The following is a 24,713-nucleotide window of genomic DNA, read 5'->3' as shown; positions in this document are numbered from 1 at the left end:
CGTGAACACCCCCGACAGCACCACCGGATCGCCGGCGCCGGACGACAGCCCGACCGGGCAGCTCTCGCTCGACACCGCGGGGGAGCGCGGCTCGCTCTCGATCGAGGACACCGTGGTCGAGAAGGTCGCAGCGGCCGCCGCCGTCGAGATCGACGGCGTCGGCGGTGCCGCCCGCCGCGTGCTGGGCGTGCCCACCGGCAGCGACGACGGCGACGGACGCCCTCGGGTGTCCGCACGCGTCTCCGGACGGACCGCCGCGCTCGACGTGCGGCTCACCGTCGACTACCCGGCCTCGGTCCGCGCCACCACCGAGGCCGTCCGGTCCCACCTCCGCGACCGGGTGCACGCCCTCACCGAGCTCACCGTCTCCCGCGTCGACGTCTCCGTCGCCGCCCTCACCAGCACCACGACCGCCACCCGGAGGGTGATCGCATGATCCGCCGCCCCCGGCGCAGCACGCCGGCGACCATCGTCGCCACGGTGCTGCTCGCCCTCTGCGTCCTGATCGCCGTCGCGGTCGTCCAGTCCCTGCTCGGGCAGACCCCGATCCTGGGTCTCGACCAGCTGCTCGCGGTCACCTCGGGGCAGCGCTGGAACAGCGCCGCCACCGTCGCGGTGGCGATCGTGCTGGCCGTGCTCGGCCTCGTCCTGCTGATCGCCGCGCTCCGCCCCGGCAAGCCCACCGTCGTCCCGCTGGCCCGCATGGAGTACCCGGACGGGCGTCCCGGCGCCGACGCCGGCGTGCGCCGCGCGACCCTGGCCAAGGACCTCGCCGCCACGGCGGGCGCGGTCGCCGGGGTCACCGCGGCGGACGTCTCCGCCCGCCGCCGCCGGATCACCGCCACCGTGCGGGTCGCCGCCGCCGACCCCGCCGCCGTTCCCGGGCAGGTCCGCGAGCGGCTCGAGGCCCGGGTCGCCGCGATCGGCCCATCTCCTCGACCGGAGGTGCGGGTCCGGGCCCGTGCCGACGCGAACGCCTGACCCCTGCCCTCCCGCCCGACCGAGAGAAGGCCGCTCATGGCCAGCCCGAACCGGCCCGCCCGGCTCAACCGCACCCTGTTGCTCCTCGTCGCGATCGTCCTGCTCGCGGCGGCCGCCTTCACCCTGCTCTCCGCATCCGGGGTCCTGGACCTGGTGTCCGCCGACCAGGCCCTGACCCCGCAGAGCCTCTCGCCGCCGAGCTGGGCCGCGTACGTGACCGTCGTCGTGGCCGTGGTCGTCGGGCTGCTCGCCCTGCGCTGGTTGCTCGCCCAGACCCAGCGACGGGCCCGTACCGGCACGTGGCGCCTCGAGGACGACCCCGCGACCGGGACCACCCGTCTCGACGCCCAGGCCGCGGCCGGCCCGCTGGTCGACGAGGTCGAGTCCTACCCCGGGGTGCACCGCGCCTCGGCGCGGCTCGCCGGGACCGCGACGCGCCCGACGCTCTACCTCACCGTCGGCACCGAGGACGCCGCCGACGTCATCGACCTCCGCCGGCGCATCGACACCGAGGCCGTGCCGCGGCTGTGCCGGGCCCTCGACCTCGCCCACCTGCCCGTCGAGCTGCTCATCCGGCTCGACGACGCCCGCAGCGCCCGGCTGTCCTGACACGGGCCGGCGATCCTCACCCGACCGTCGCCGGTTCGTCATCCCCCGACAGCACCCTGGAGCAGACCCGGTCCGTCCGCGTCCGAGCGCTCCACCCACAGAACCAGGTGATCCCCTGATGTCCGACCGCCACGTGGTGCCCGCCGAGGACGGCTGGCACGTCGAGAAGGACCACGCGCAGCGAGCGAGCGCGAAGACCCCGACCCAGGCCGAGGCGATCACCCGTGCCGTGGAGATCGTCGCCAACGACGGCGGGGGACAGGTGATCGTGCACGGCAACGACGGCCAGGTCCGCGAGAACCGCACGGTCGCGGCCGGCGACCCGCAGACCACCCGCACCGCGGTCGGCGTCGCCACCGACGCCGCCGTCGAGGGCGCCCAGGTCACCGGGCGGGCGGCGCGCGACGAGCTCGCCGCGACCGGGGAGGCACTGGCCGGTGAGGCCGACGCCGCGGCGACGAAGGCCGCCGACCGCACCCGCGCCGGTGTCGAGCACGCGGCCGCCACCGCCGACGCCGCCACCGACGGCATCGGCGAGCAGGCCGCCGCGGCGGTCGGCGGCGACAAGTCCGTCGGCGCCGCGGCACGGGACGCCGCGTCCATCGCCGGGACCGCCGGCGGCCAGATCGCCGACCAGGCCGAGCGCACCGCCCGGCAGGTGCGCGACGAGACCGCCTCCGCGGCCGACCGCGCCGGGGACCGGGTCGCGGACACCGTCGCCCGCGGCGAGCGCGCCGCGCGCAAGCAGGCCGACCGCGCCGCGGTCGCCGGCGCCGGGCTCGGCGACGAGCTCGACAGCGCCGCCGACCGCACCGGGCGGCGCATCCACGCCGTCACGGAGTCCCTGGCCGACCCGCTCGACCAGCTCACCGACCAGGTCCTCGCCCGCCTCGGGGCGCTCTCGCACACCCTCAACCCCGTGCGGGTCACCGGTCGCGGTGTCGGCACCGTCGTCGCCGGCGGGCTCTTCCTGGCCTCCCTCGTCAGCGCCCGCGGCACCCGCGCGGCCCAGCGCGGCGTGCACCGCGCCACCGACCAGGACGCTCAGTCGTCGAGGGGGACTCCCCCGAAGGACACCAGGCTCGTGACGAAGTAGATGACGTACAGGCCGAGCAGGACGATCCCGTGCCGGCGGAGCAGCCGGCCGGTGGAGAGGAACAGCGCCGCGACCAGCGTGATCACGATCAGCGCGGGGAGGTGCCACACCAGGACGGACCGGTCGACGACGATCGCCCCGCCGACGAGCAGGATGATCCCGAGCTTGCCGGTCACCGAGAACACCACGCTGCCGATGACGTTCGCGACGGCGATCTCCGGAGCGCCCCGCCGCTGCGGTTCGGCGGTGAGGAAGATGTCCTCGAGGGAGAGCGCCAGCGTCGCGATCGTGACGCCGAAGACCGTGCCGTCGAGGGCGAACTCGTCGAGGATGCCCTCGGTGCCCCGACCGGCGATGAGGGCACCGGCCACGAGACCGATCAGGGCGAGGACCGCGAGCGCGAGGGTGGCGCCGGGGGAGTGCTGCCGGGCCTTGAGGAAGCCCTGGTCGACCTTCAGATCCGCGGGCAGGTCGAAGCCGGGGCGCCCGTCAGCGGACCCGCTCGGGGTACCGGCCGGCATCGCCACGGGCGGGGCGGTGCCACCCCTGCCGCCGACCCCGACCTCGAGGTTCTCGATCTGCTCGTAGAGCTCGGCATTGCGCCACACGGGGCGCCGGGCGGAGTGCTCCCTGTAGGCCACCCAGCCGATGAACGCGACGAACGCGACGATGAGCACGATGCCGGTGAGGAGTGTCAGGGCCCCGACCAGGGCGAGGGCGTACATCACGACCGGGGCGGCCACGAAGAGGACGAGGTAGCTGGTGGGGACGTCCACCGGTGTCGGTGCGACGATCGCCGCGACGGCCAGCACGACACCGGTCATGGCCACCGTCGTGCCGATGACCGTCCCGAGGGCGACGTTGCTGAGGTCCTCGAGGTTGAGCACGATCCCGAAGGCGAGGTCGTCGAACTCGATACCGGTGAAGACCACCGCGACGAGGAACAGCGAGATCGCCCAGCGGCTCGCGACGCCGACCAGGTTGCCGATGAGCTTCTCGGCGCTGTACACCAGCACGGCGATGCCCAGCACGAATTCGATGATCGGGATCACGGGTTCGCTCCCTCAGCGGACGTGGGACTCGCGAGGTGGCACCTCGACATCGCCCGTCACCAGAACTTGATCCCGACGGACTTGAGACGGCGTTTGTGGAGCTGGTCGACCTTCTCGATGTCCTTGGAGGAGATGAGGTCTCCCCAGGCCCACGCCGCCTTCGAGCCCTCGTTGAGGATCTTCTCGAGGTCGTTGTCGACGAGGTCGGCGCTCTGGATGACCCGGGAGCCGAAACCGATGTGCCAGCGCTCGTCGCGCAGCACGAGTTCCATGCCCTTGCGCATGCCGGGCATCGGCACAGACAGCTTCTCGAGGGCGTCGAGCAGCGCGTGCTGCCCGGCCGTGAGGACCACGCCCTCGAGGATCATGTGGTAGAGCCCGACCGCGGTGGTCAGGTCCTCGTCGGAGTCGGCGAGGCCGCGGGCGATGGCCGGCAGGCGCTCCTCGAACAGCTCGACGAGCTCGGTGCTGATGCGGTCGCGCAGCGCGTCGACGCGCTCGGACATGGTCGTCCCGGGAACGCCGCAGACCTCCCGCACCACGCGGTCGAAGAAGCGGGCGTGCCGGGCCTCGTCGCGCGCCTGGGCCGCGAAGACCTCGGCCATCATGTCGTCGGTGCTCGCTGCGGCGCGGAACGACGTCAGATGGGTGGCGACGGACGTCTCTCCGACGCAGAAGCCGGCGATCAGCCCGAGGACCTGGTCGTACTCGCTGTCCTCGAGCTCCGTCCAGGACTCGATGTCCGTGCTGAGGTCGACGGTGGTCTCGTCCCACTGCAGTGATTCGGCGAGCTGGGCGAAGTGTCCGTAACCGGTGATCATCGGTCGAGCACCTCGCCGGGCTCGGCGAGCGTCTGCTCGCCCATCGATACCTCCCCGAACATCGTTGACTGCGAGGAGGGGCGCCGGGCCCGTGTGGGCACGGGTCCGGCCGCCCCGATGTCACCTCAGTCGTCCATCTGGGCGACGTACATGGTCACCTCAGGGGCGACCCCGATCTCCTCGAACTCGGGGGACTCCCAAGCGTGCGTCTCCACGTGAATTCACCTCCCCAGGAATCGACGCGGATCACGTCACCGATCTCCGCTACCCGGGGTGCCTCTCCGCGGAGGCGCGGGGCCACATCGGCGACATCTCGGGCTGGTCGTCGTCCACCAGACGATGCGCCAGGGCGATCGCTTCCTCGCGGTCGACGCCGTCGGTCCGGTTCGTGTCGGACGCCGTCGCCTCGAGGGTGACCACCAGGTCCGCCGCTTCGGCCGACGACACGTCGACATAGCCTTTGCCGAGCTCGTACCGCGTGCGGAGTATCTTCGCCGCCTGCTTCAGCAGGGCATCCTGACTTTCCCTCACCGAGGACTGGTCGGTCATCATGGAGAACTCCTCTGGGTCATTTCCGGCGCGACGGTGTGCTCTCGCCGGGGCTTCTTTCGCCACTGCTATGTCAGGGATGCCGCCCGCGCCAGCACCTGACGGATTTCTTCGGTTGCGGCCTGTTTTCCGGACGGGTGGTTGAGCAGCGCGGAACCGACGACGAGCAGCTCCGCGCCGGCTCGCCAGGACGCTGCTGCCGTGTCCACCGAGATTCCCCCGTCGACCTCGATCTGGATCGGCCGCTCGGAGCGTTCGGCGAGCTCGCGCGCCTCGGAGACCTTGTCCTCCATCGCGGCGATGTACTCCTGGCCGCCGAATCCGGGATTGACGGTCATGATCAGGATGTGATCGAGCTGGTCGAGGACGTGGGGGATGAAGCCGAGCGACGTCGACGGGTTCACGGCCACCCCCGCGCGTGCCCCGAGGTCCCTGATCCTCGAGAGTGTGCGATGCAGGTGCTGGCAGGCCTCGGCGTGGACGATGACCGTGTTGCACCCGGCGGAGACGAAGTCCGCCAGCCCGGCGTCCGGGTCCTCCACCATGAGGTGTGCTTCGAAGGGCAGGTCGACGTAGGGCCGGCACGCACCGATGACGGCGGCCCCGAACGTCAGGTTCGGGACGAAGCGGCCGTCCATCACGTCCCACTGGATACGGTCGACGCCGGCGGCCTGGAGGTCGAGGACCTCCCCGGCGAGGCGGGAGTAGTCGGCGCCCAGAACTGACGCGACGATGGCTGGTTCGGTCATCGATGCCCTCCGTCTACGACTCTTCGTGCCCGCCCTGCGCGGACCGTCCAGGCCCTCGTCGATCACCCGTCGCCGGTGGAGCGTCCAGGTCGCCATGGGTCGTCGGATCCTTTCCGCGTGCGCTCGCGATCCGGCACGCCCGACGACGGGCGAATCGCCCTGTCGGCTGCCGTTGCGAATGCGGTCCACACTTCCACGACGTCGCCGGCGGTGGTCCTCAGAATGAGTGACCGAGTTCGGCGCAACCGATCGGCCGACCGCGAGGCGGTATCGTCGAAGTGATCTTCATACTATCATTCGGTCTGTGGGACGGCATAGTGTCGGGGCGAGATTCGGTGCACGTTCTCGATTGCTGCGACCGAGTAGGTGTTGTTCCGGCGGAACGAATGCCAGACTTGCGGCATGCGCGTCTACCTCGCTTCCGACCACGCCGGGTTCGAGATGAAGAACCATCTGCTCCGGCACCTCGATGAACAGGGGCACGAAGTGCGTGATCTCGGCCCCGCCGAATTCGACCCCGACGACGCCTACCCGCCCTACTGCATCGAGGCCGGTATCCGGGTGAGGGCCGACGAGGGCAGCCTCGGTGTGGTCGTCGGTGGCTCCGGCAACGGAGAGCAGATGGCCGCCAACAAGGTCCCCGGAGTCCGCGCCGCCCTCGCGTGGAGCATCGAGACCGCGTCCCTGGCGCGGGAGCACAACGACGCCCAGATCGTGGCGATCGGCGCTCGCATGCACACGCTCGACGAGGCCGCGGCGATCGTCACCTCCTTCGTCGACACTCCTTTCTCCGAGGACCCGCGTCACCTCGACCGCATCGCGATGCTCACCCGGTACGAGGAGAGTGGACAGCCGCCGCCGCGGCCCGAGCGCTGATGCCGGTGCGGCGGTCGCGGTGGATCGCGGGGGGCGCATGCCGGATCAGGCGCCGAGGACGTCGTGCAGTCGATCGATCTGGTGGTGACCCTCGACGACCAGGACCGTGCCGGTGCTCGAACGCATCGCCACGGAGTGCGTCGTGGCGCGGTCGGCGCGGTACTGCAGGCCGGGTACGTCGTCGCTGCCGGTGATCCCGGTGGCGCTGAAGAGGATGTCCTCCCCACCGACGAGGTCCCTGGTGTGCAGGACCGCGTCGACGTCGTGCCCGGCGTCGAGCGCCCGCCGGCGCGCGCCGGCGTCGCGTGGCCGGAGTCGGGCCTGCATCGAGCCGCCCACACAGGCCAGTGCGGCGGCCGCGAGGACGGCTCCGTGTGCGCCGCCGACGCCGACGAGCATGTCGCTGTCGCTCTCGGGGTGTGAGGCGGCGAGTGCCCCGGCGATCTCACCGCCGCGCAGGAGACGGACCCGCGCCCCGGTGCCACGGACCTCGCGCACGATCTCCTGGTGCCGGCCGCGCCCGAGGACGCTCACGGAGACCTCGGAGATCGGCCGATGCCCGGCGGCGGCCACCGCCCGCACGTTCTCGGCCACCGGGCGGTCGATGTCGACGACGTCGGACGCACCCGGCCCGACGACGAGCATCTCCAGATCGGTGATCGGTGATGCCCTGAACATCCCGCCGTCCTCGGTCGCAGCGATCACGGCGAGGGCGTCGGGCATGCCCTGGGCGGCCAGGACGGCGCCGTCGAGGGGGGCGAGCGCGACGTCCCGCGCCGGACCGGTGCCGTCACCGACCTGCTCGCCGACCCGGAAGGGGCCGTCCCCCTCGTCCGAGGCGATCGTGCCCCGGAGGGGGATCGATCCCAGGAGGGTGCGCGCGGCGGCGACGGCCGCCGTGGTGCCGCTGCGCTCGTCGCCGAGCCCGACCCACCGGCCCGCGGCGAGCGCCGCGAACTCGGTGACCCGTGCGAGCTCGAGGACGAGGTCGGGCGTCTCACGCTCGGCGGCCCGGGAGACCGAGGAGCGAAGGGCGTCAGCGGACGGCGGCATTCGCGACCGCCCGCTCGGAGAGGGCCTCCTGTGCGGCGTTCCACTGGGCGCCGCTGCCTCGCCAGGCCTCGAGCGCCGGCCCGACCAGCGCCCGACCGAAGGAGTACGTCAGCTCCCAGGGAAGGGGAGCGAGCTCCTTCATCGCGGCCAGGTTGTCGGTGGCCTCCTGCGGGTCCTGTCCCCCGGAGAGGAAGGCGATCCCCGGCACCGCCGGCGGTACCGTCTCGCTCAGGGTCTCCACGGTCGCGCGGGCGACCTCGGCCGCCGTGGGCTTGTCCGGGTGTCCGTCGCCGGCCACGACCATGTTCGGCTTGAGGACGATGCCGTCGAGCTGGACCTCCATGAGGCTCAGCTCCTCGAACACCGACTGCAGCACCGCCCGTGTCACCTGCCGGCACTGCTCCAGCGAGTGGTCCCCGTCCATGACCACCTCGGGCTCGACGATCGGCACGAGACCGGCCTCCTGGCACAGCCCGGCGTAGCGGGCGAGCGCGTGGGCGTTGGCCCGCTTCGTCCGGTCCGTCGGGAGGCCGTCGCCGATCGAGTACACCGCGCGCCACTTGGTGAAGCTGGCGCCCATGGCCACGTACTCGTCGAGCCGCTCGCGGAGTCCGTCGAGCCCCTCGGTCACCGTCTCGCCCGGAGCGCCGGCCAGCGGCTTGGCCCCGGTGTCGACCTTGATCCCGGCGAGCACCCCGATCCCGGCGAGTGCGGCGGGGAAGGTGGTCCCGTCCGAGAGCACCTGGCGGAACGTCTCGTCCGCGAGGATGGCACCGCTGATGGACTCGGAGAGCTCCGGAGTCGTGAGGAGCAGTTCCCGGTAGAGGCGCCGGTTCTCCTCCGTCGGCTCGACCCCGACGCTCTCGAGGCGCTTCGACATCGTCCCGATGCTCTCGTCGGCCGCCAGGATGCCTCGCTTGTTCGACACCAGCGTCCGAGCGATCTCGGTCAGAGATGACATGAGTTCCCCTACCTCTCCGTGGAACACCGCCCCTGTGCGGCGGCGAAGAATGGTCTCCAGCTGTGGGCGCGGCGTCGGCGCACTGCTGAGCAGGCGGCCGTCACCGGCGCGCGGGATCGATCCGCAGCTGGAGGAATCGCGGCTGGAGGCGCACGGAGGGCGACATCCGCGGAAGGCCCTCCGGCGAGGCGCGGTCCCCCACGGGGGCGACGGGAACCGGCCGGGCGTCGGGCAACTCGAGGCGCCCGACGGAAAGCATTTGTAGCCGTCGCCGACGACGGAACGCAAGCACCTCGTCGCAACCGGTCGCCACGGACCGAGAGGCCGCCGGCCGGTCGAACCGAAGGTCCTCGCTGCTCAGCGTCGGTCGGGGGGAGGGCGCTGAGGGCGTCCGGACCGTCTCGACGCTCCCGCGTCCGAGACCGCACACCCGAGGTGAATCGGACGTCTCGTGATGGTCCGGACCAGAGCGGCATCACGACCGAGACCGCCCTCCCGAGGGGCCACCATCGCCCTATGTAACCCGCCGACTCCCCCGCGTAGGGGAGCCGACTGCCCCGCCGGCGTGCCTAGCGTTCCGCCCATGACCTCGACGTTCGTTCGACAGCCGCGGGCACCGGACGCCTCGAGGGGGACCCCACGTCCCCCGCGGTGAGGGCCTGAGCCCCGGTCATCGACCGGTGCGCATGCCGTGCTCACCGCAGCAGGGCCCGTGGCCACGGGCAGGCAGGGGCGCCTGCTCGGGGCCGGTCGGGCATCGACGCGAGGGGGTCGCCACGTCGCGACCCGGCTCCTCGCCACCGCGGGCTCGAGGACCCGGTGGCGCGAGGTGTTCGACGGTGCATCGAGTCCGGGGCGACCCGGTGCAGGCGAGCACGGGCATTCCGGCCCAGTGAGTCGGCCCATTCAGTGTGGAAAGGGGTTGTGTCAATTGTCCGCATCGACTTCGGACACCCACGGCGAGAACGCCGCGCAGTTCGGCGACGCCGCCGACCTGATCATCGGCGAGCACGCCAAGGTCCTCCAGGGCGTCGACGCCGCCAGCTGGGAGCGGGCAGGAGCGTTGCTGGTCGATGCTCCCGCGGTGTTCACCATCGGCACGGGACGCAGCGGGCTGGCGTTGCAGATGGCAGCCATGCGTTTCATGCATCTCGGCAAGGCCACCCACGTCGTCGGGGAGACGACCGCCCCGGCGATCGGCGCCGGCGACGTGCTGGTCGCGGCCTCCGGCTCCGGCTCCACCAAGCGGGTCGTGACGGCGGCGCGGACGGCGTCCGAGCAGGGCGCCCATGTCCTGGCGATCACCACCAACCCCGACTCCGATCTCGCCGGGCTGGCGACCGAGACGTTGCTGGTGCCTGCCGCCGACAAGCAGGACTTCGAGGGCACGACGTCCGCCCAGTACGCCGGGAGCCTGTTCGAGCAGTCCCTCCTGATCCTCACGGACGCGCTCTTCCACGTCCTCTGGCAGACCAGCGGGACCCAGGCCCAGGAGCTGTGGCGCCTCCACGCGAACCTCGAGTAGCTCCCGCGCCTGCCGTCGATGCCGCCGATGCCGTCGATCCCGTGCAAAGGATGCGGTCATGCAATTGCAGTTCGCCATGGATGTGTCAACGCTCGACGAGGCGCTGGTCCTCTGCCGCCAGGTGGCCGAGCACGTCGACATCCTCGAGATCGGAAGCCCTCTGATCAAGAACGAGGGCGTGACGGCGATCCGCGCGATCACGGCGTCGTACCCCGACAAGACGATCTTTGCCGACATGAAGACCGTGGACGCCGGGGAGCTCGAGGCCGACCTGGCCTTCGGTGCCGGGGCCGACCTCGTGTCGGTGATGGGCGGGGCCGACGACGACACGGTCCGGGGAGCGGTCGCCGCGGCTCGACGCCGCGGCAAGGGCGTGGTCGCCGACATGACGGATGTCCGTGGCTGCGTCCTGCGGGCCCGCGAGCTCGCCGGCCTGGGCGTGGAGTTCTGTGAGCTCCACGCCGGCACCGCCGAGCAGGCCCTGTGCCGGTACTCGGTCCGGGCCGTGATCGAGGCGGGCCGGCAGTCGGAGGCGCCCTTCTCGGTCGCCGGCGGCGTGGACCTCGACAGCATCCTCGATGTCCGGGCGTCGGGTGCGGTGGTCGCGGTGGTCGGTGACGCGATCCGTGGCGCTCCGGACCCGCGCGCCGCGGCCGGCGCGTTCCGTCTCGCCGTCGACACGGCCTCCCTGTTCGGCGACGTCACGTCGGTCCGGCAGGGACGACCCCACGGGATTCCCTGCGGCCCCGGCCCCGGACCCGGGCCGTGGCGGGCTCGCCGCGCTCGGCTCGCCGACCGCGCCCCGAACGTCTAGCCGCCGGCACTGTCCGTCGACGCCATGCACGACGCGGTCGCTCTCGCAGAGCGAGCCAGGAGATGTGGAGACCCGATATGCCATCCCAGAGCGACACGGTCCTGCCGGTGCGCCTCGACCTCGGAGCCTTGGAGTCGTCGGCGGTCGCGGCGACGCACCGCGCGGCGCTGGCCTGTTCTCCCTGGGTCGGTCGGCACGACGCGGATGCCGCCGACGGCGCCGCGACCGAGGCCATGCGTGGCGCTCTGGCGAACGTCCCCGGACGCGGAACGGTGGTCATCGGGGAGGGGGAGAAGGACAACGCGCCGATGCTGTTCAACGGCGAGGTCGTCGGGGACGACGGAGACGGGCCCGACTTCGACATCGCCGTCGACCCCTTGGAGGGCACGTCCTTCTGCGCGAAGGGGCTTCCCGGAGCGCTGTCCACGATCGCCTTCGGCGACTCGGGATCCTTCTGGTCCCCGGGACCGGGCTTCTACATGGACAAGATCGTGGTCCCGCCGGCGGCCCGTCATGTCATCGACCTCGACGACTCCCCTGAGCACACCGTGCACAAGGTCGCCGAGGCCCTCTCGAAGACGGTCGACGAGCTCCGTGTGGTGATCATGGACAAGCCTCGCCACCAGGGGGAGGACGGGCTGATCGCGCGGGTGCTGGCGACAGGAGCTGCGGTTCACACCCCGGCGGGGGGCGACGTCGGGGGAGCGCTCGAGGTCCTCCTGCCGACCTGCGACGTCGATCTCCTGCTCGGTGTCGGCGGCACGCCCGAAGGAGTGATGACCGCCGCCGCGGTCCGGGCCCTCGGCGGCGGCATGCTCGGGCGCCTCGCGCCCAAGACCTCCGAGGAGGCCGACGCGATCCGTGGCGCCGGCATGAGTGTCGATCGCATCTACGAGCGCGACGAGCTCGTCGGCGGAGGCGCGCTGTTCGCCGCCTCCGGCATCAGCGGGGGGCCACTGCTCGCCGCGCCGCGCCACGTCGACGGGACCACTCTCGTCGAGTCTCTGCTGATCACCGACGGACAGGTGCGGTTCATCCGGCACACCACCTTCGAGCCGATCCCGACGCGGTGACTCCGAGGTTCCCGGCCGAGCCCCTCGCGACCACCGACCACCCACTGCCGAGGGAGAATCCGTGACAGTGCAACTGGAGGATCTCCACATCCGCACGCTCGGCGAATGCCGGCACACGTCGCCGTTCTCCGCGTGGCTCGCCGACAAGCAGACCACCCCGCATTTCGTCCACGAGGACGACCGGGTGATGCTCGACGACACGACCTCGATCATCACCGCGAACAACGCCGCGGCGCTCCCGTCCTTCGAGTGCGCCGGGCCTCGCAAGAAGATTTACTTCGACCCGGCCCGGACGACGGTCGGCATCGTCTCCTGCGGCGGGCTCTGCCCCGGCATCAACAACGTCATCAGGGGCGTCGTCCAGGAGCTCACCGTGCATTACCGCGTGCGTCGAATTCTCGGCTTCCGCAACGGGCTCAAGGGACTGACCGCCAAGTACCGCGACGACACGATGGATCTGACCCAGAGCAACTTCCAGGACATCACCCGCTCCGGCGGGACGATCCTCGGCAGTTCTCGTGGCGACCAGGACGCCGACGAGATGGTCGACACCCTCATCGCGCGCAAGATCGACATCCTCTTCGTCATCGGCGGCGACGGGAGCATCCGGGCGGCGATGCGGCTGGTGTCGGCGATCACGCAGCGCGGACTCGACATCGCGGTCGTCGCGATCCCCAAGACGATCGACAACGACCTGCCCTACACCGACCAGTCGTTCGGCTTCCAGAGCGCGTTCGAACGGGCGACCGACTTCATCGAAGCGGTCACCACGGAGGCCGCGGCCCACGAGAACGGCGTGGGGATCGTGAAGCTCATGGGTCGGCACTCCGGCTTCATCGCCTGCTACGCGGCGCTGGCGAACCACGGCGCCGACATGGTGCTCATCCCCGAGGTCCCGTTCGAGCTCGAGGGGCCCGACGGCCTGCTGGCCAAGGTCGAGCACCACCTGCTCACCCGTGGACACGTCGTCATCGTCGTGGCCGAAGGTGCCGGGCAGGAGCTGCTCCCGGCGGCCGGAGATGCCGACGGGAACGGTGCCACCGACGCCTCGGGAAACCTGCGCCTCGGCGACATCGGCCAGTTCCTCAGCGACCGCGTCTCGAGCCACCTCACCCAGATCGGCCTGAAGCCGGCGCTGCGCTACGTCGACCCGAGCTATTCCATCCGGAGCGTCACCGCGAACGCCTACGACAGCGTCTACTGCCTCCGGCTGGCCCACGCCGCCGTCCACGCGGCCATGGCCGGCCGGACCGAGACCGTCGTCGTTCGTTGGCGGCGGCGCTTCGTGCACGTCCCGATGCCGCTCATCACGAGCCACCGCAACCGGGTGGACCCCGACGGGGATCTCTGGATGTCCGTGCTCGAAGCGACCAATCAGCCCGAGACGCTCGCGCGGCAATGTGAGCCCGGGTCCACGACAGCAACGCTCACCGAGACCTCAGGAGTGAATGCCCCGTGAACAGCATCGAAGCCACCTCCGTCCGGCCGGGGCACGACATCTTCGACGAGGTCGCCTCCCTGCTCGCGGTCACGGTTCCCGACGACTGGTCGGACCTCGACACACGGGCCGTCAACACCGCCCGGATCCTCGCCGCGGACGCCGTCCAGCGCTGCGGGAGCGGTCACCCGGGGACCGCGATGTCGCTGGCGCCACTGGCCTACGCACTGTTCCAGCGCGTCATGCGCCACGACCCGACCGACCCGGGATGGGCAGGTCGCGACCGGTTCGTCCTCTCCTGCGGCCACTCGAGCCTCACCCTGTACGTGCAGTTGTTCCTGGCGGGGTACGGGATGCAGCTCGAAGACCTCGAACAGCTCCGCACCTGGGGGTCGCAGACGCCGGGTCATCCCGAGTACGGCCACACGCCGGGTGTCGAGATCACGACCGGTCCGCTCGGCCAGGGCCTGGGCGCGGCGGTGGGCATGGCCATGTCCGCGCGCCGCGAGCGGGGTCTCTTCGACCCCGACGCCGCGCCCGGCGCCAGCCCCTTCGACCACTTCGTCTACGTCATCGCCTCCGACGGCGACATCGAGGAGGGCGTCACCGCCGAGGCGTCGTCGATCGCCGGCCGCCAGCAGCTCGGGAACCTCGTCGTGATCTACGACGACAACCACATCTCGATCGAGGACGACACCTCGATCGCCCTGTCCGAGGACGTGGCGCAGCGCTACGAGGCCTACGGGTGGCACGTCCAGACCGTGAGCGGGGGCGAGAACGTCGCCGGCATCTGTGACGCCCTGGAGCGCGCGGCCGCCGAGACCGACCGGCCGTCCTTCATCGCGCTGCGGACGGTGATCGGCTACCCGGCCCCCGAGAAGATGAACACCGGCGCCGCCCACGGCGCGGCTCTCGGCGACGACGAGGTCACACGGGTCAAGGAGATTCTGGGGTTCGACCCGGAGGCCAGCTTCGCCGTCGACGACGAGGTGCTCGCGCACACTCGCGCCCTCGCCGGGCGAGCCCGGGAGACCCGGCGCGCCTGGGGCGAGTCGTTCGACGCGTGGGCGCGGGAGAACCCGGAACGCCACGCGCTGTACGAGCGGATGGCCCGCCGTGAGCTCCCCGCCGGCTGGACCGACCATTTCCCGGACTGGAGCGCCGGGGATGACCCCCTCGCCACCCGGAAGGCTCTCGCGAAGGTCCTCGAGTCGATCGGTGACGTGCTGCCCGAGCTGTGGGGCGGATCGGCCGATCTCGCCGAGAGCAACAACACGACGATCAAGGGCGCCGACTCGTTCGGCCCGAGCACGATCGACACGGAGATGTGGGGGCAGGCGTCGCCGTACGGTCGCACCCTCCACTTCGGCGTCCGAGAGCACGCCATGGGCGCCATCCTCAACGGCATCGCGCTGCACGGCGGCACGCGTGCCTACGGCGGCACCTTCATGATCTTCAGCGACTACATGCGTCCGGCGGTGCGCCTGGCCGCCCTGATGAAGCTGCCGACCATCTACATCTGGACCCACGACTCGATCGGCCTCGGCGAGGACGGGCCGACCCACCAGCCGGTCGAGCACCTCGCGGCCCTGCGCGCGATCCCCGGACTCGCCGTGGTCCGCCCGGCCGACGCCCGCGAGACCGCCGCGGCCTTCCGCGGCATCCTCGCGGACCCGACCGGGCCCGCCGGGCTCGCCCTCACCCGCCAGAACGTCCCGATCCTCGAGGGCGTCACGACGGACGGCGTCCTGCGCGGCGGGTACACGCTCGCCGAGGCCGGCGACCGCGCCCCGGAGCTCCTGCTGATCGCCACCGGGTCCGAGGTCTCGCTGGCCCTCTCCGCGCGCGAGATGCTCCAGGCCGAGGGCGTGCCGACCCGGGTCGTGTCCATGCCCTGCGTCGAGTGGTTCGACGCGCAGGAGGAGTCCTACCGACACCGCGTCCTGCCCCCGGAGACGACCGCCCGCGTGGCGGTGGAGGCCGCGATCGGCATGCCGTGGCACCGCTTCGTCGGTGACCGGGGCGAGATCGTCTCCCTCGAGCACTTCGGGGCCAGCGCCGATTACCAGACCCTGTACCAGCAATTCGGGCTGACGGTCGACGCCGTCGTCGAGGCCGCGCGCCGTTCGTTGTCGCGGGCCCGGTGACGGCCGTCGTGCCATCAGTTCACCAACCCCCGGAAATGGCAGAGAGGAGAGGATCCGTGCGTGGTGTCGGCACGCGCCCGGTGACGGGCACGAATACGTCCGGTACGGCCGGGAATTCCGCTGCCGATTCGCTCGCGCGACTGGTGGTGTACGGCCTCGTCGACTATCATCGGTGATGTCGGAGCGTGCGCTGCTGTCGCAGTGGCGCTGCATTTCGAGAGCTCCGCGCCCCGCCGGCGATGGCAATCGGTCGGCGGAGAGCAGCCCGTTCTCGGGCGAGAATTCCAGGCCCAACCTGTCGAACAATCAGGAATGGGCTGACCGCTGAGACGCCTCGAACGAGGAACACGTCGAAGACAGATCAGGAGATGCCAGTGAAGCTGCAGGTAGCCATGGATGTCCCGAGCCTCGCCGACGCACTGACGCTGGCGCGCCAGGTCGCCGACTACGTCGACATCCTCGAGCTGGGAACGCCGTTGATCAAGAACGCCGGCCTCGCTGCGGTCGCCGCGATCAAGGCCGCGCACCCGGACAAGCTCGTGTTCGCGGACCTGAAGACCGCCGACGCCGGCGAGCTGGAGGCCGACCTCGCCTTCGCGCAGGGCGCGGACCTCGTGACGGTCATGGGCGCGCTCGACGACGACACCATCAAGGGTGCCGTGGATGCCGGCCACAACGCCGGCAAGAAGGTCGTCGCCGACATGATCGGCGTGGTGAACAACCGGGTCCAGCGAATCCAGGAGGTCTCCAAGCTGGGCGTGGACTTCGTCGAGATCCACGCGGGGCTCGACGAGCAGGCTCGGCCCGGATACTCGATCGAGACCCTGCTCGCCGACGGCCGCGCGGCCGGCGTCCCGTTCTCCATCGCCGGCGGCGTCTCCGTCGACACCATCGCCTCGGTCAAGGAAGCCGGCGCGGACGTGGCGGTGGCCGGCGGGTCGATCTACAACTCCGACGACCCCGCGGCCGCCGCGAAGGCGCTCCGGGACGCGGCCGGCCTCCCGGCGGCGACGTAGGACGTACCCACCCCCGCGCCGGGTGATCGAGCAGTAGCCTTCCGGCGCCCTGCCGGTCCTCGTGATCGGCAGGGCGCCGGGTTCCAGCTCTGCGATGACGATGTCGTCGAGCGAGAACGGGAGCATTCCGCGAGCCTTCGGCGGAGAAGGCGACGGAACGCACGGAGGTCTGGGCCAGTGTCGGGAACGGTGCGGGTGGTCCTCGTCGAGAACCACGAGATGGTGCGTGTCGGCCTGAAGGAGATGCTGGCGGAGTACCCGGGGATCCGGGTGGTCGGGGAGGCCGAGGACGCCCCCGAGGCCCTACGGATCGCGGAGAGCCTCGCTCCGGACGTGGTACTCACCGAAGTGCGTCTGGGGAGCACGAGCGGGCTGGACCTCTGCCACGACCTCCTCACCTGGTGCGCCGACTCGCGCGTCATCATGCTCACCGTCTACGACGACGAGCAGTACCTGTCACAGGCGCTGCACGCCGGGGCGCGGGGCTACCTCCTCAAGCACATCTCCGGCGAGGAGCTCGTGGCGGCGATCCACCGGGTCCACGCGGGCGAGCTCGTCGTCTCGACCACGGCCGGGCATGAGGCGTCGACGGTGACCCGCATCGAATCGGGGGAGTACTGGCCCGGCGGACGTTTCGGGCTGACACTGCGCGAGAGCGAGGTGCTCGCGCTGATCGTGATCGGGATGAACAACCACGCGATCGCGGGACGCCTGATCGTCGGCGAGGAGACCGTGCGGACCCACGTCCGGGCGATCTACCGCAAGCTCGAGGTCAACGACCGGACCTCCGCGCTCGCCAAGGCCCTGCGCGAGGGGCTGTTCCAGTAGTCGCACCCTCCGGCTCGTTGTCGGGAGCTCCCGACACGACCGACGACCTGCTCTGTCGGCTCTCCGTCGACCGAGGGACCATCGAACGACAGGTCCCGAGTCGCGGGAGGTGGGCCGATGGAGCTCGGTGTCCACCTGCCACTCGCGGACCTGGGTCAGGGGCTGCCGTCCGGTCGCGACCTCCGGCGCTACGCAGCGCTCGCCGCGGAGCTGGGCTTCACCACGGTCGCCGCCAACGACCACCTCGTGTGGCGCACCCCGTGGCTCGACGGCCCGACCGCACTGGCCGCGGTGTGCGGCAGCACCGGCCGGCTGCGTCTCATGACCAGCGTCGCCCTTCCCGTGATCCGCCACCCGGTCGTGCTCGCCCAGGGACTCGCCTCCTTGGCGGCCCTGGCCGAGGGACCGGTGGTGGCGGGGTTGGGTCCGGGCTCGTCGCGGACGGACCACCGTGTGGTCGGGATGCCGTTCGAGGATCGGTGGGCGCGCTTCGACGAGGCCGTACGACTGGTCCGGACGTTGCTCGCCGGCGAGGCGGCCCCGGACGGTCGCTTCTATCAGGTGGGAGGCGTTCGACTGACCCGCAAGGGAAGCACGGTGCCGGTGTGGTCGGCGAGCTGGGGCTCCCCGGCACGGCTGCGGGCCGTGGCCCGTGACGCCGACGGCTGGCTGGCCTCGGCCTACAACAGCGACCCCGCGCGGTTCCGGGTGGCGCGTGCCGAGCTCGAGAGGCATCTGCGCGCGGCGGGCCGTGACCCCGCCGTCTTCGGCAACGCCCTCGCGACGACATGGCTCCACGTCACCGACGATCGCGTGGCTGCCCGCCGGCTGGTCGAGGAGCTCCTCGCTCCGTTGCTCGGACGCGAGCCCGAGAGCCTGGCGGCGCACCTGCCGATCGGGTCACCCGAGCACTGCGCGCGCGTGCTGTCCGACTACGCGGCGGCCGGTGTCGACACCGTGCTGCTCTGGCCCCTGCGCGATCCGCTCCAGCAGCTCGACCTCGTGGCCGACCGTGTCCGGCCTCTCGTCGTCGGCTGACCCCGCCGGATACGCGCCACACGATCGGGTGATCAGGAGCGTCGGGTCGGCGCCCGAATGCCTACGCTCCTGCTCCCGAGAGTGCGCCGTCAGGGTGACGACCCGGGACTCCGCAGGGGAGACCACCCGACATGACGATCTCCGAAGCCGGCGCGCAGCGGGACGGCGCGCGGCCCGGCGTGATGACACGGCACCCGCTGGTGTCCTTCTTCGTCCTCGCGTACGCGGGCGCGTGGGTGGTGGAGCTGCCGGTCGTGCTCTCCCGCACCGGCACCGGGCTCCTGCCGTACACCCTCCCTCCCGCCGTGGTGATCCTCATGATCGCGGCGGCGACGTTCACGGGCCCGACGCTGTCGGCGTTCGTCATGGTCCGGGTGACCGAGGGCAAGGAGGGTCCGAAGCGCCTGCTGCGCCGGTACGTGCAGTGGCGCGTGAAGCTCCGGTGGTACCTGTTCGTCCTGCTCGTCATCCCCGCGAGCGTGGTCCTCGGCGCGATCGTCCTGCCCGGGGTCCTGGCGTCGTACCAGCCGGTGACGCTCGGGATGATCGTCGGCTACCCGGTGGCCTTCGTCGCCACGTTCGTGCTCGGTGGGCCGTTGGGCGAGGAGCCCGGCTGGCGCGGTTTCGCGCTGCCGCGCCTGCAGGCGGCGTACGGGCCCCTGGCCGGCAGCATCGTCCTGGGCGTGTTGTGGGCCTCGTGGCACCTCCCGCTGTTCTGGAGCGGGGTGTGGACACCTCCCACCGTCGCGAACATGGTCATGTTCCTCGCGATGACCACCCTGCTGACCCTCGTCATGACGTGGGTGTTCAACAACGTCGGGGGGAGCCTGCTGATGACGATGCTCATGCACGCGTCCTTCAACACCTTCGCGAACAAGATCGTGGCGCCGGCCTTCCCCGCCCCGTTGCTGACGGAGTACGGCCTGCTGCCGGTGCTGGTCGGGTTCGCCGTCGTGGCCGTGGTGGTCGTCGCGGCCACGCGGGGTCGACTCGGCTACCGGGACGGGGGGCAGCCGCAGGAGTCGGCTCCGGCCGCACTGCGGACCTAGTCCGGCCTACGCGCGCTCGACCGGCGCTGCCTGTCCGGCATCCCGCCAGGTCGTCACCGAGCGACGGTGGCACCGGCCACCGGCGACGCGGCCGGGAGCGGGGGAGGACCCTCGCGGCGCCACGCCCACCGCAGCGTGGCCCGGACACCGTCGCACCAGCCGGGGCGGGCGGCGAGTTCCGGCAGGAACTCCTCCGCCCGCTGCGCGGCCTGCCATTCGGCCTCGATCAGGTCCGCGCGGGCCGGCCAGCCGCGCAACATCACCGGTGATCGGGCCTGACCTCCGCAGAGCGCGGTCCGCATCGGCAACGCCGCCATCCACCGACAGGTGTGGACCACCGCCTCGAGGTAGCCGTCGACCACCTCGTGATCACCGAGCTCGACCCGGCGCAGCGCCTCCCGCCAGTGGGTCACGAACTCGTCCCGCGGCACGCGGACGTTGCCCGCCGGGATGCGGGCCGCGTCGGAGTCCGTCGGGTGCACGCCCTCAGGGTGACACTTCCGCGCCCCCTGGTCTCGCCGATCGCTCAGCGACTACGAGGCGGACACGGCCTTCGACTGCTCGACGGCGAGCTCGTCGACGAGGTCGTTCATCTCGTCGCCCGAGTGGCCCTTGGTCCAGCGGAAGGACACGTCGCCCCGGTCGTTCACCAGCGTGATCAGGGGCTCCCAGAGGTCCCGGCTCACCACCGGCTTCTTCGCACTGGTGACCCAGCCCCGCGCCAGCCAGCCCTTCCACCAGCCGTCGCGGAAGCAGTTCACGACGTAGGTGGAGTCGCTGACGACGACGAGCGGGCCGTCCAGGGCACGCACGGCCTCGAGGGCGGCGCGGATCTCCATGCGCTGGTTGGTGGTCGCGGGCTCGCCGCCGCTGTCCTGACGGCCGTCACGGGTGGCCCACGCCCAGCCGCCGGGGCCGGGGTTGCCGGAGCACGCCCCGTCGGTCCACACCTCGAGCGCGCCCTCGGCGGCCGGCATGTCCGGGCGCGCGGGCTTCTTGGCCTTGGCCGTCCCTGCCTTCGACGCAGCCTTCGACGCACCGGCCTTCGCCGGCGTGGCTTCCGCGCACGCCGCGTGCGCCCAGCGCTCGCCCGAGCGTGCGATCTCCTCGCCGGGGCTCACGGGCGAGCCGCAGACGCCGCAGGTGGTCGCGTACTTCGCGGTCATCGGCACGGCGACCACCTTAGGCGGGGACCGACAGCGCCTCCGTCAGCATCGCCACGAGCGCGGCGTGCTGCGCGTCGGTCGACGATCCGACCTCCTCGTCGCTGCCGTCGAGGGCCACGGCCGCGAGGCCGGCCTTGTCGTCGATGAGCGCCGCGATCCGGGCGTCGATCGTCTGTGCGGCGAGGATGCGCCAGGCGGTGACCGGCTGCGACTGACCGATGCGGTGGCTCCGGTCGATCGCCTGGGTCTGCTCCGCGGCGGTCCACGGCAGCTCCGCCAGCACGACGTTCGAGGCGACCTGGAGGTTGATGCCGACGCCGGCCGCGGTCAGCGAGCAGACCACGACGGAGACGTCGGGGTCCTCGACGAAGGCGTCGATGTTGCGCTGCCGCACGCTCGGGGTCTGGTCGCCCCGGATCGACGAGTACCGGACGCCCTGCTTGGCGAACGTCTCCTCGGCGGCGTCCATGACGTCGACGTGCTTGGCGAAGAACACCACCTTGCCGGCGCTGCGCGCGAGCTGGGCGGCGTAGTCGGCGGCGAGGGCGGCCTTCGCCTGCCCGATGCGCCGCATCATGCTGAACACGTTGTCGCCGGACGACGAGCCGGCCGCGTCCTTCTGCTCCCACGTGGCGACGCGGCGCACGAGGTCGTGGTCGATCTCGTCGGTGCTCGCGGCACCACGGGCCGCGAGGGCGTCGGTGTAGCGCTTCACCATGCGGGCGGCGAGGTCGCGCTCGGCGGCGCGAATGGACCGGCCGGTCGGCCCGTCCAGCTCGACGGGCAGGTCGGCGATGCGGCGCGGCGGGATGTCGGCCGCGACGTCGACCTTGCGGCGACGGACGATGCCGAGGTCCACGACGCTCTCGCGCGCCGAGGCGGAGAACCCGGGATCCGCGGGCGTCAGACCGGTGGCGGTCAGGGCGTCCATCAGGTCGGCGAGCGGCTTCTTCTCGTCGATCCAGCCGAGGAACTCCCAGATGGCGAGGAAGTCCTCGATGTCGTTGATCAGCGGCGTCCCGGTGAGCGCCATCAGCAGCGGGCGCGCGGTGAAGGCGCGGATGCGCTCGGAGAGCCCGAGCACGTGCTGCGAGCGCTGCGAGGTCTTGTTCTTGATGAAGTGCGCCTCGTCGACGACCATCCCGCGGAACCCGAACTCGCGCAGCCAGCCGACGTGCCGGTCGAGCACCTCGTAGTTGACCACCACGATGTCGGCGAAGCCGTCGACGGAGTCGCCGTTGCCCTGGATCACGGTGGCCTTGCGGCGGGGGGACCACAGGCCGGCCTCGCGCACCCAGTTCGTCTTGACCACGTTCGGCACGACGACGAGCAGGGGATAGGCCTTCGCCGCCTCGGCGGCGAGCAGCGCCTCGGCCGTCTTGCCCAGCCCGGGCTCGTCGGCGAGCAGGAAGGTGCGGTGACCCTCCGCGGCCGCGGCGACCAGCCGGGCCTGGTGCGGCATGAGCTCGCGGCCGCCGGGCGCCTTGCGGGAGCCGGGCTCGGGCAGGGGCATGCAGACCGAGGTGCCGTCGCCGGCGCGCTCGAAGGACCGCAGCAGCGGGTCGAGCAGCTCCCAGCCGCTGAGGGGCGTGGGGCGGGGGCCGGCCGGTCGCGCGGCCGAGAAGTCGGGGGCCAGGAACGGGTTCGCCATCTGCCGGGAGATCACGGACTGCGGCACCACGGCGGGCTTGGCGGGCGCGGCGGTCGGCTCCTCGACGGGCTCCGGGGCCTCCTCGGCCTCGGCCTCGATACCGGCCTTGCGCAGCATGTCGCGCTTGAGCGACCGGGCGTCGTCGGTGACGACGGCGTCCTCGGAGAGCAGCGCCAGGAGCGCCGGGTGGCGGACGGCGGTCTTCGCCAGGGTGGTCGCGATGTCGTCGAGACGCTTGAGCTTCTCGGTGCGCCGGGAGTCGCCGATGCTTTCGTCCGCGCGGACGCGGGCGCGCTCCTCGCGCAGCACCAGGGCGACGGCCTGGAACTTCGTGCGGGTGGACGTCGTGACCCGGCCGCCGCGCAGGGCGCCTCGGACGTCCTCGACGGCGTGGGCGAGCACGGACATGACGTCCTCGCGCCTGCGTCCTCGCCGCCGCTGCCCGGGGGCGCCGTTGCGCCCGCCGGACTGGGGTTGGCCTCGTCGAGCCATGTACCTCCTCCGGAACGCCCGGCAGGGGACTGCCGGGCATCGTGCTGCGGGTGGTGTGTCGCAAGGGGAACCGGGACGGTTCCTCCACGATTCCCACTGGGCCGCGGGCCCGCGTCGCCGCGGGACCACGGGGTCCGCGTCACCGGTGTCGAGGGTGACGCCATCCACCGCGCTCGCCGACCGCGCCGTACGACGAGAGCACGACTGGTCGGGGTCGATCTCTATCATACCGCCCGGCGATCGGTGGGACACGCGCCGGAGCGGAATCGATCATCCGCCGGACGACGGACGCGCCTCGCGCTGCTCCTTGCCCTTCCGGTTCTGGGCGGCTCCCGCACGGTAGGCCACGAACACGGCGATCGCGATGGTGATCCAGAGGGCGTAGCGGTCGACGGCCAGCACGACGTCGACGGCGTACTGGCCCAGCCCGTACCCGAGCCCCGCGACCAGGCCGGCGACGAGGGCCGCGCCGACGGCGTTGGCCAGCAGGAACGTGAGCAGTCGCATCCCGGCCAGTCCGGCGAGCAGGTGCACGAGCAGGGACGGGACGCCCGGCAGGGCCGCCGCGACCACGAGCAGCGGCATGATCCAGGCGGGCCAGGACCGGACGCGCGCGACGAACCGCTGCGCCCGCTCGCTGGGCACGAAGAAGCGGACACCCTTCGCGCCCCAGCGCCGGCCCGCCCACCAGAACAACCAGTCGAACTTGATCATTCCGATGACGCCGGCGCCGATCACCAGCCAGAGCGCGGTGTCGCCGACGCGTGCGAAGGCCGCGCCCGCGCCGATCGCCGAGAGGCTGCCGGTGGCGAGGCTGAGCAGGACCGGGTGCGAGGCGAGGAGGAACGGCCGGAACGGCAGCGAGGCGAGCCCGAAGACGATGACCGCGACCGTGGCGCCGACCAGCACCTTGTCGGCGCGGGCCATCGGGCTGTCCCACGGGCGCATGTCGCGCCACTGCTGCTTGGCGGCCTCGATCTCCTCGGGGCTGTACTCCCGGCCGCCCCAGCGCCGGCGCGCGGGCGTCGGCGGCGCGGTGGCCCCGGTGGTGGCCCCGGTGGTGGCCCCAGTGGTGGCCTCAGCGGTGGCCTCAGCGGTGGCGTCGGGGGTGGCCCCGGTGGCGCCCTCGGGGGTCACCCCGTCGGAGCCCGATTCGTCCGCGGCCGACATCGGCTCGCTCCTCCCGTTGCGGCGTGCGTCCCCGGCGGGCCGGGCGGGGGACGTGCACGCTGGCGATCTCCACTATGCCGACGGCGCGTCGCCCCGGTCCACCGGGGACCCGGTCAGACCGGCAGGACCCGCCGGAACGCCGGGACGGCCACCGCCGCGCACACGACGTGCATGATCATGAGCCCGATGACCAGGAGCGCGGACAGCCCGTACTGGAGCAGCAGCAGGTCCGGGATGAAGCTCAGCACGACGACCAGGGGCACCAGCCAGCGCAGCACGGCGGCAGGCCGGGGCGCGACGCGGCGGACCAACGCCCAGCCCGCGGCCCCGACGAGGACCCCGATCACGCTGTAGGCGATGGCGGTCGTGGGGTTGTAGCCCGTGCCCTCGATGACGCCGATGAGGAGCCCGATGAGCGTGTTGACGACCGCGGCGACGAGGGCCGCGAGCACGATCGCCAGCGCGATGCGGGCCGGCGGCGCGGCGGGCGGCACGGTCTGCCGCACGGAACTGGTCACGAAGCACCCTCCCGGAGCGGTCGGTATGTCCGACTCCGTAT

At 71.9% G+C, this 24,713-nt stretch carries 26 protein-coding genes; 14 read left to right on the top strand and 12 right to left on the bottom strand.

Annotated features, from left to right (window positions below; all coding sequences use genetic code 11):
* Nucleotide 1: 1 nt before the first annotated feature.
* The 4 genes from ACQPYN_RS20665 to ACQPYN_RS20650 all read left to right on the top strand — a co-directional run bounded on the left by ACQPYN_RS20665 (nt 2) and on the right by ACQPYN_RS20650 (nt 2,686).
* Nucleotides 2–436, top strand: a complete 435-nt coding sequence (locus tag ACQPYN_RS20665) for an Asp23/Gls24 family envelope stress response protein (protein WP_433026923.1) — start codon at nt 2–4, stop codon at nt 434–436.
* A complete protein-coding gene (locus ACQPYN_RS20660) occupies nt 433–981 on the top strand; it encodes a DUF6286 domain-containing protein (protein WP_433026920.1) in 549 nt (182 codons plus the stop codon). The genes ACQPYN_RS20665 and ACQPYN_RS20660 overlap by 4 nt, the downstream gene beginning before the upstream one ends.
* A 36-nt stretch (nt 982–1,017) precedes the next feature.
* Nucleotides 1,018–1,590 (top strand): alkaline shock response membrane anchor protein AmaP, encoded by a 573-nt coding sequence (locus tag ACQPYN_RS20655; RefSeq protein ID WP_433026917.1) that lies wholly within the window; start codon nt 1,018–1,020, stop codon nt 1,588–1,590.
* Nucleotides 1,591–1,708: 118 nt separating this feature from the next.
* Entirely contained in the window at nt 1,709–2,686 is a 978-nt protein-coding gene (locus ACQPYN_RS20650; protein ID WP_433026914.1) for a DUF2188 domain-containing protein, read from the top strand.
* Here ACQPYN_RS20650 and ACQPYN_RS20645 read toward each other — a convergent pair.
* The 5 genes from ACQPYN_RS20645 to rpe all read right to left on the bottom strand — a co-directional run bounded on the left by ACQPYN_RS20645 (nt 2,635) and on the right by rpe (nt 5,857).
* Entirely contained in the window at nt 2,635–3,738 is a 1,104-nt protein-coding gene (locus ACQPYN_RS20645) for a sodium:calcium antiporter (RefSeq protein WP_433026911.1), read from the bottom strand. The genes ACQPYN_RS20650 and ACQPYN_RS20645 overlap by 52 nt on opposite strands.
* A gap of 56 nt (nt 3,739–3,794) precedes the next feature.
* Nucleotides 3,795–4,559, bottom strand: a complete 765-nt coding sequence (locus ACQPYN_RS20640; protein WP_433026908.1) for a ribonucleotide-diphosphate reductase subunit beta — start codon at nt 4,557–4,559, stop codon at nt 3,795–3,797.
* 125 nt (nt 4,560–4,684) lie between these two features.
* On the bottom strand, nt 4,685–4,774 hold the full coding sequence (gene pqqA / locus ACQPYN_RS20635) for a pyrroloquinoline quinone precursor peptide PqqA (RefSeq protein WP_433026905.1): 90 nt from the start codon (nt 4,772–4,774) through the stop codon (nt 4,685–4,687).
* A gap of 49 nt (nt 4,775–4,823) precedes the next feature.
* Nucleotides 4,824–5,111, bottom strand: a complete 288-nt coding sequence (locus ACQPYN_RS20630; RefSeq protein WP_433026902.1) for a hypothetical protein — start codon at nt 5,109–5,111, stop codon at nt 4,824–4,826.
* A 65-nt stretch (nt 5,112–5,176) separates the two neighbouring features.
* Nucleotides 5,177–5,857 carry a ribulose-phosphate 3-epimerase gene (rpe, locus tag ACQPYN_RS20625; protein WP_433026899.1) on the bottom strand — a complete coding sequence of 227 codons (681 nt, stop codon included), beginning with the start codon at nt 5,855–5,857 and terminating at the stop codon, nt 5,177–5,179.
* Between the two features lie 402 nt (nt 5,858–6,259).
* On the opposite strand from rpe, the gene ACQPYN_RS20620 reads away from it, so the two are divergent.
* Nucleotides 6,260–6,733, top strand: a complete 474-nt coding sequence (locus tag ACQPYN_RS20620; RefSeq protein WP_433026896.1) for a ribose-5-phosphate isomerase — start codon at nt 6,260–6,262, stop codon at nt 6,731–6,733.
* 45 nt (nt 6,734–6,778) lie between these two features.
* Here the strand turns inward: ACQPYN_RS20620 and ACQPYN_RS20615 are convergent, their stop codons facing one another.
* Both ACQPYN_RS20615 and ACQPYN_RS20610 read right to left on the bottom strand, forming a co-directional pair.
* Entirely contained in the window at nt 6,779–7,786 is a 1,008-nt protein-coding gene (locus tag ACQPYN_RS20615) for a fructose-bisphosphatase class II (RefSeq protein ID WP_433026893.1), read from the bottom strand.
* Complete coding sequence (locus tag ACQPYN_RS20610; protein ID WP_433026890.1) at nt 7,770–8,747, bottom strand: class I fructose-bisphosphate aldolase; 978 nt, start codon at nt 8,745–8,747, stop codon at nt 7,770–7,772. The genes ACQPYN_RS20615 and ACQPYN_RS20610 overlap by 17 nt, the downstream gene beginning before the upstream one ends.
* A 931-nt stretch (nt 8,748–9,678) precedes the next feature.
* On the opposite strand from ACQPYN_RS20610, the gene hxlB reads away from it, so the two are divergent.
* The 9 genes from hxlB (at nt 9,679) to ACQPYN_RS20565 (ending at nt 19,675) form a co-directional block, all read left to right on the top strand.
* On the top strand, nt 9,679–10,272 hold the full coding sequence (gene hxlB, locus ACQPYN_RS20605) for a 6-phospho-3-hexuloisomerase (RefSeq protein ID WP_433026887.1): 594 nt from the start codon (nt 9,679–9,681) through the stop codon (nt 10,270–10,272).
* A gap of 58 nt (nt 10,273–10,330) precedes the next feature.
* The gene (hxlA, locus tag ACQPYN_RS20600; RefSeq protein WP_328306257.1) at nt 10,331–11,086 is read left to right on the top strand and encodes a 3-hexulose-6-phosphate synthase; all 756 of its coding nucleotides are present in this window, start codon (nt 10,331–10,333) and stop codon (nt 11,084–11,086) included.
* A 77-nt stretch (nt 11,087–11,163) separates the two neighbouring features.
* Complete coding sequence (locus ACQPYN_RS20595; RefSeq protein ID WP_433026884.1) at nt 11,164–12,159, top strand: fructose-bisphosphatase class II family protein; 996 nt, start codon at nt 11,164–11,166, stop codon at nt 12,157–12,159.
* Nucleotides 12,160–12,220: 61 nt separating this feature from the next.
* The gene (locus ACQPYN_RS20590; RefSeq protein ID WP_433026881.1) at nt 12,221–13,618 is read left to right on the top strand and encodes an ATP-dependent 6-phosphofructokinase; all 1,398 of its coding nucleotides are present in this window, start codon (nt 12,221–12,223) and stop codon (nt 13,616–13,618) included.
* Between the two features lie 38 nt (nt 13,619–13,656).
* A complete protein-coding gene (gene tkt / locus ACQPYN_RS20585) occupies nt 13,657–15,744 on the top strand; it encodes a transketolase (protein WP_433038971.1) in 2,088 nt (695 codons plus the stop codon).
* A gap of 374 nt (nt 15,745–16,118) precedes the next feature.
* Entirely contained in the window at nt 16,119–16,760 is a 642-nt protein-coding gene (hxlA, locus tag ACQPYN_RS20580) for a 3-hexulose-6-phosphate synthase (RefSeq protein WP_328306260.1), read from the top strand.
* 177 nt (nt 16,761–16,937) lie between these two features.
* Nucleotides 16,938–17,588 carry a response regulator gene (locus ACQPYN_RS20575; protein ID WP_433026877.1) on the top strand — a complete coding sequence of 217 codons (651 nt, stop codon included), beginning with the start codon at nt 16,938–16,940 and terminating at the stop codon, nt 17,586–17,588.
* 117 nt (nt 17,589–17,705) lie between these two features.
* Complete coding sequence (locus tag ACQPYN_RS20570; protein WP_433026874.1) at nt 17,706–18,626, top strand: LLM class flavin-dependent oxidoreductase; 921 nt, start codon at nt 17,706–17,708, stop codon at nt 18,624–18,626.
* Nucleotides 18,627–18,757: 131 nt separating this feature from the next.
* Nucleotides 18,758–19,675 carry a CPBP family intramembrane glutamic endopeptidase gene (locus tag ACQPYN_RS20565; protein WP_433026871.1) on the top strand — a complete coding sequence of 306 codons (918 nt, stop codon included), beginning with the start codon at nt 18,758–18,760 and terminating at the stop codon, nt 19,673–19,675.
* 53 nt (nt 19,676–19,728) lie between these two features.
* On the opposite strand, the gene ACQPYN_RS20560 is transcribed toward ACQPYN_RS20565, so the two are convergent.
* The 5 genes from ACQPYN_RS20560 to ACQPYN_RS20540 form a co-directional block, all read right to left on the bottom strand.
* The gene (locus ACQPYN_RS20560) at nt 19,729–20,157 is read right to left on the bottom strand and encodes a hypothetical protein (protein ID WP_433026868.1); all 429 of its coding nucleotides are present in this window, start codon (nt 20,155–20,157) and stop codon (nt 19,729–19,731) included.
* A gap of 51 nt (nt 20,158–20,208) precedes the next feature.
* On the bottom strand, nt 20,209–20,841 hold the full coding sequence (locus ACQPYN_RS20555; RefSeq protein ID WP_433038969.1) for a ribonuclease H family protein: 633 nt from the start codon (nt 20,839–20,841) through the stop codon (nt 20,209–20,211).
* 16 nt (nt 20,842–20,857) lie between these two features.
* Complete coding sequence (locus tag ACQPYN_RS20550) at nt 20,858–22,900, bottom strand: DEAD/DEAH box helicase (RefSeq protein ID WP_433026865.1); 2,043 nt, start codon at nt 22,898–22,900, stop codon at nt 20,858–20,860.
* Nucleotides 22,901–23,254: 354 nt separating this feature from the next.
* Nucleotides 23,255–24,154, bottom strand: coding sequence for a DedA family protein (locus ACQPYN_RS20545; RefSeq protein ID WP_433026862.1), 900 nt, complete (start codon nt 24,152–24,154; stop codon nt 23,255–23,257).
* A gap of 113 nt (nt 24,155–24,267) precedes the next feature.
* Nucleotides 24,268–24,672 carry a DUF6069 family protein gene (locus tag ACQPYN_RS20540; RefSeq protein ID WP_433026859.1) on the bottom strand — a complete coding sequence of 135 codons (405 nt, stop codon included), beginning with the start codon at nt 24,670–24,672 and terminating at the stop codon, nt 24,268–24,270.
* Nucleotides 24,673–24,713: the final 41 nt, after the last annotated feature.

Source organism: Actinomycetospora sp. CA-053990 (assembly GCF_050948445.1).
GTDB classification, from domain to species: domain Bacteria; phylum Actinomycetota; class Actinomycetes; order Mycobacteriales; family Pseudonocardiaceae; genus Actinomycetospora; species Actinomycetospora callitridis.
This window is presented reverse-complemented; position numbering and strand designations above follow the sequence as displayed.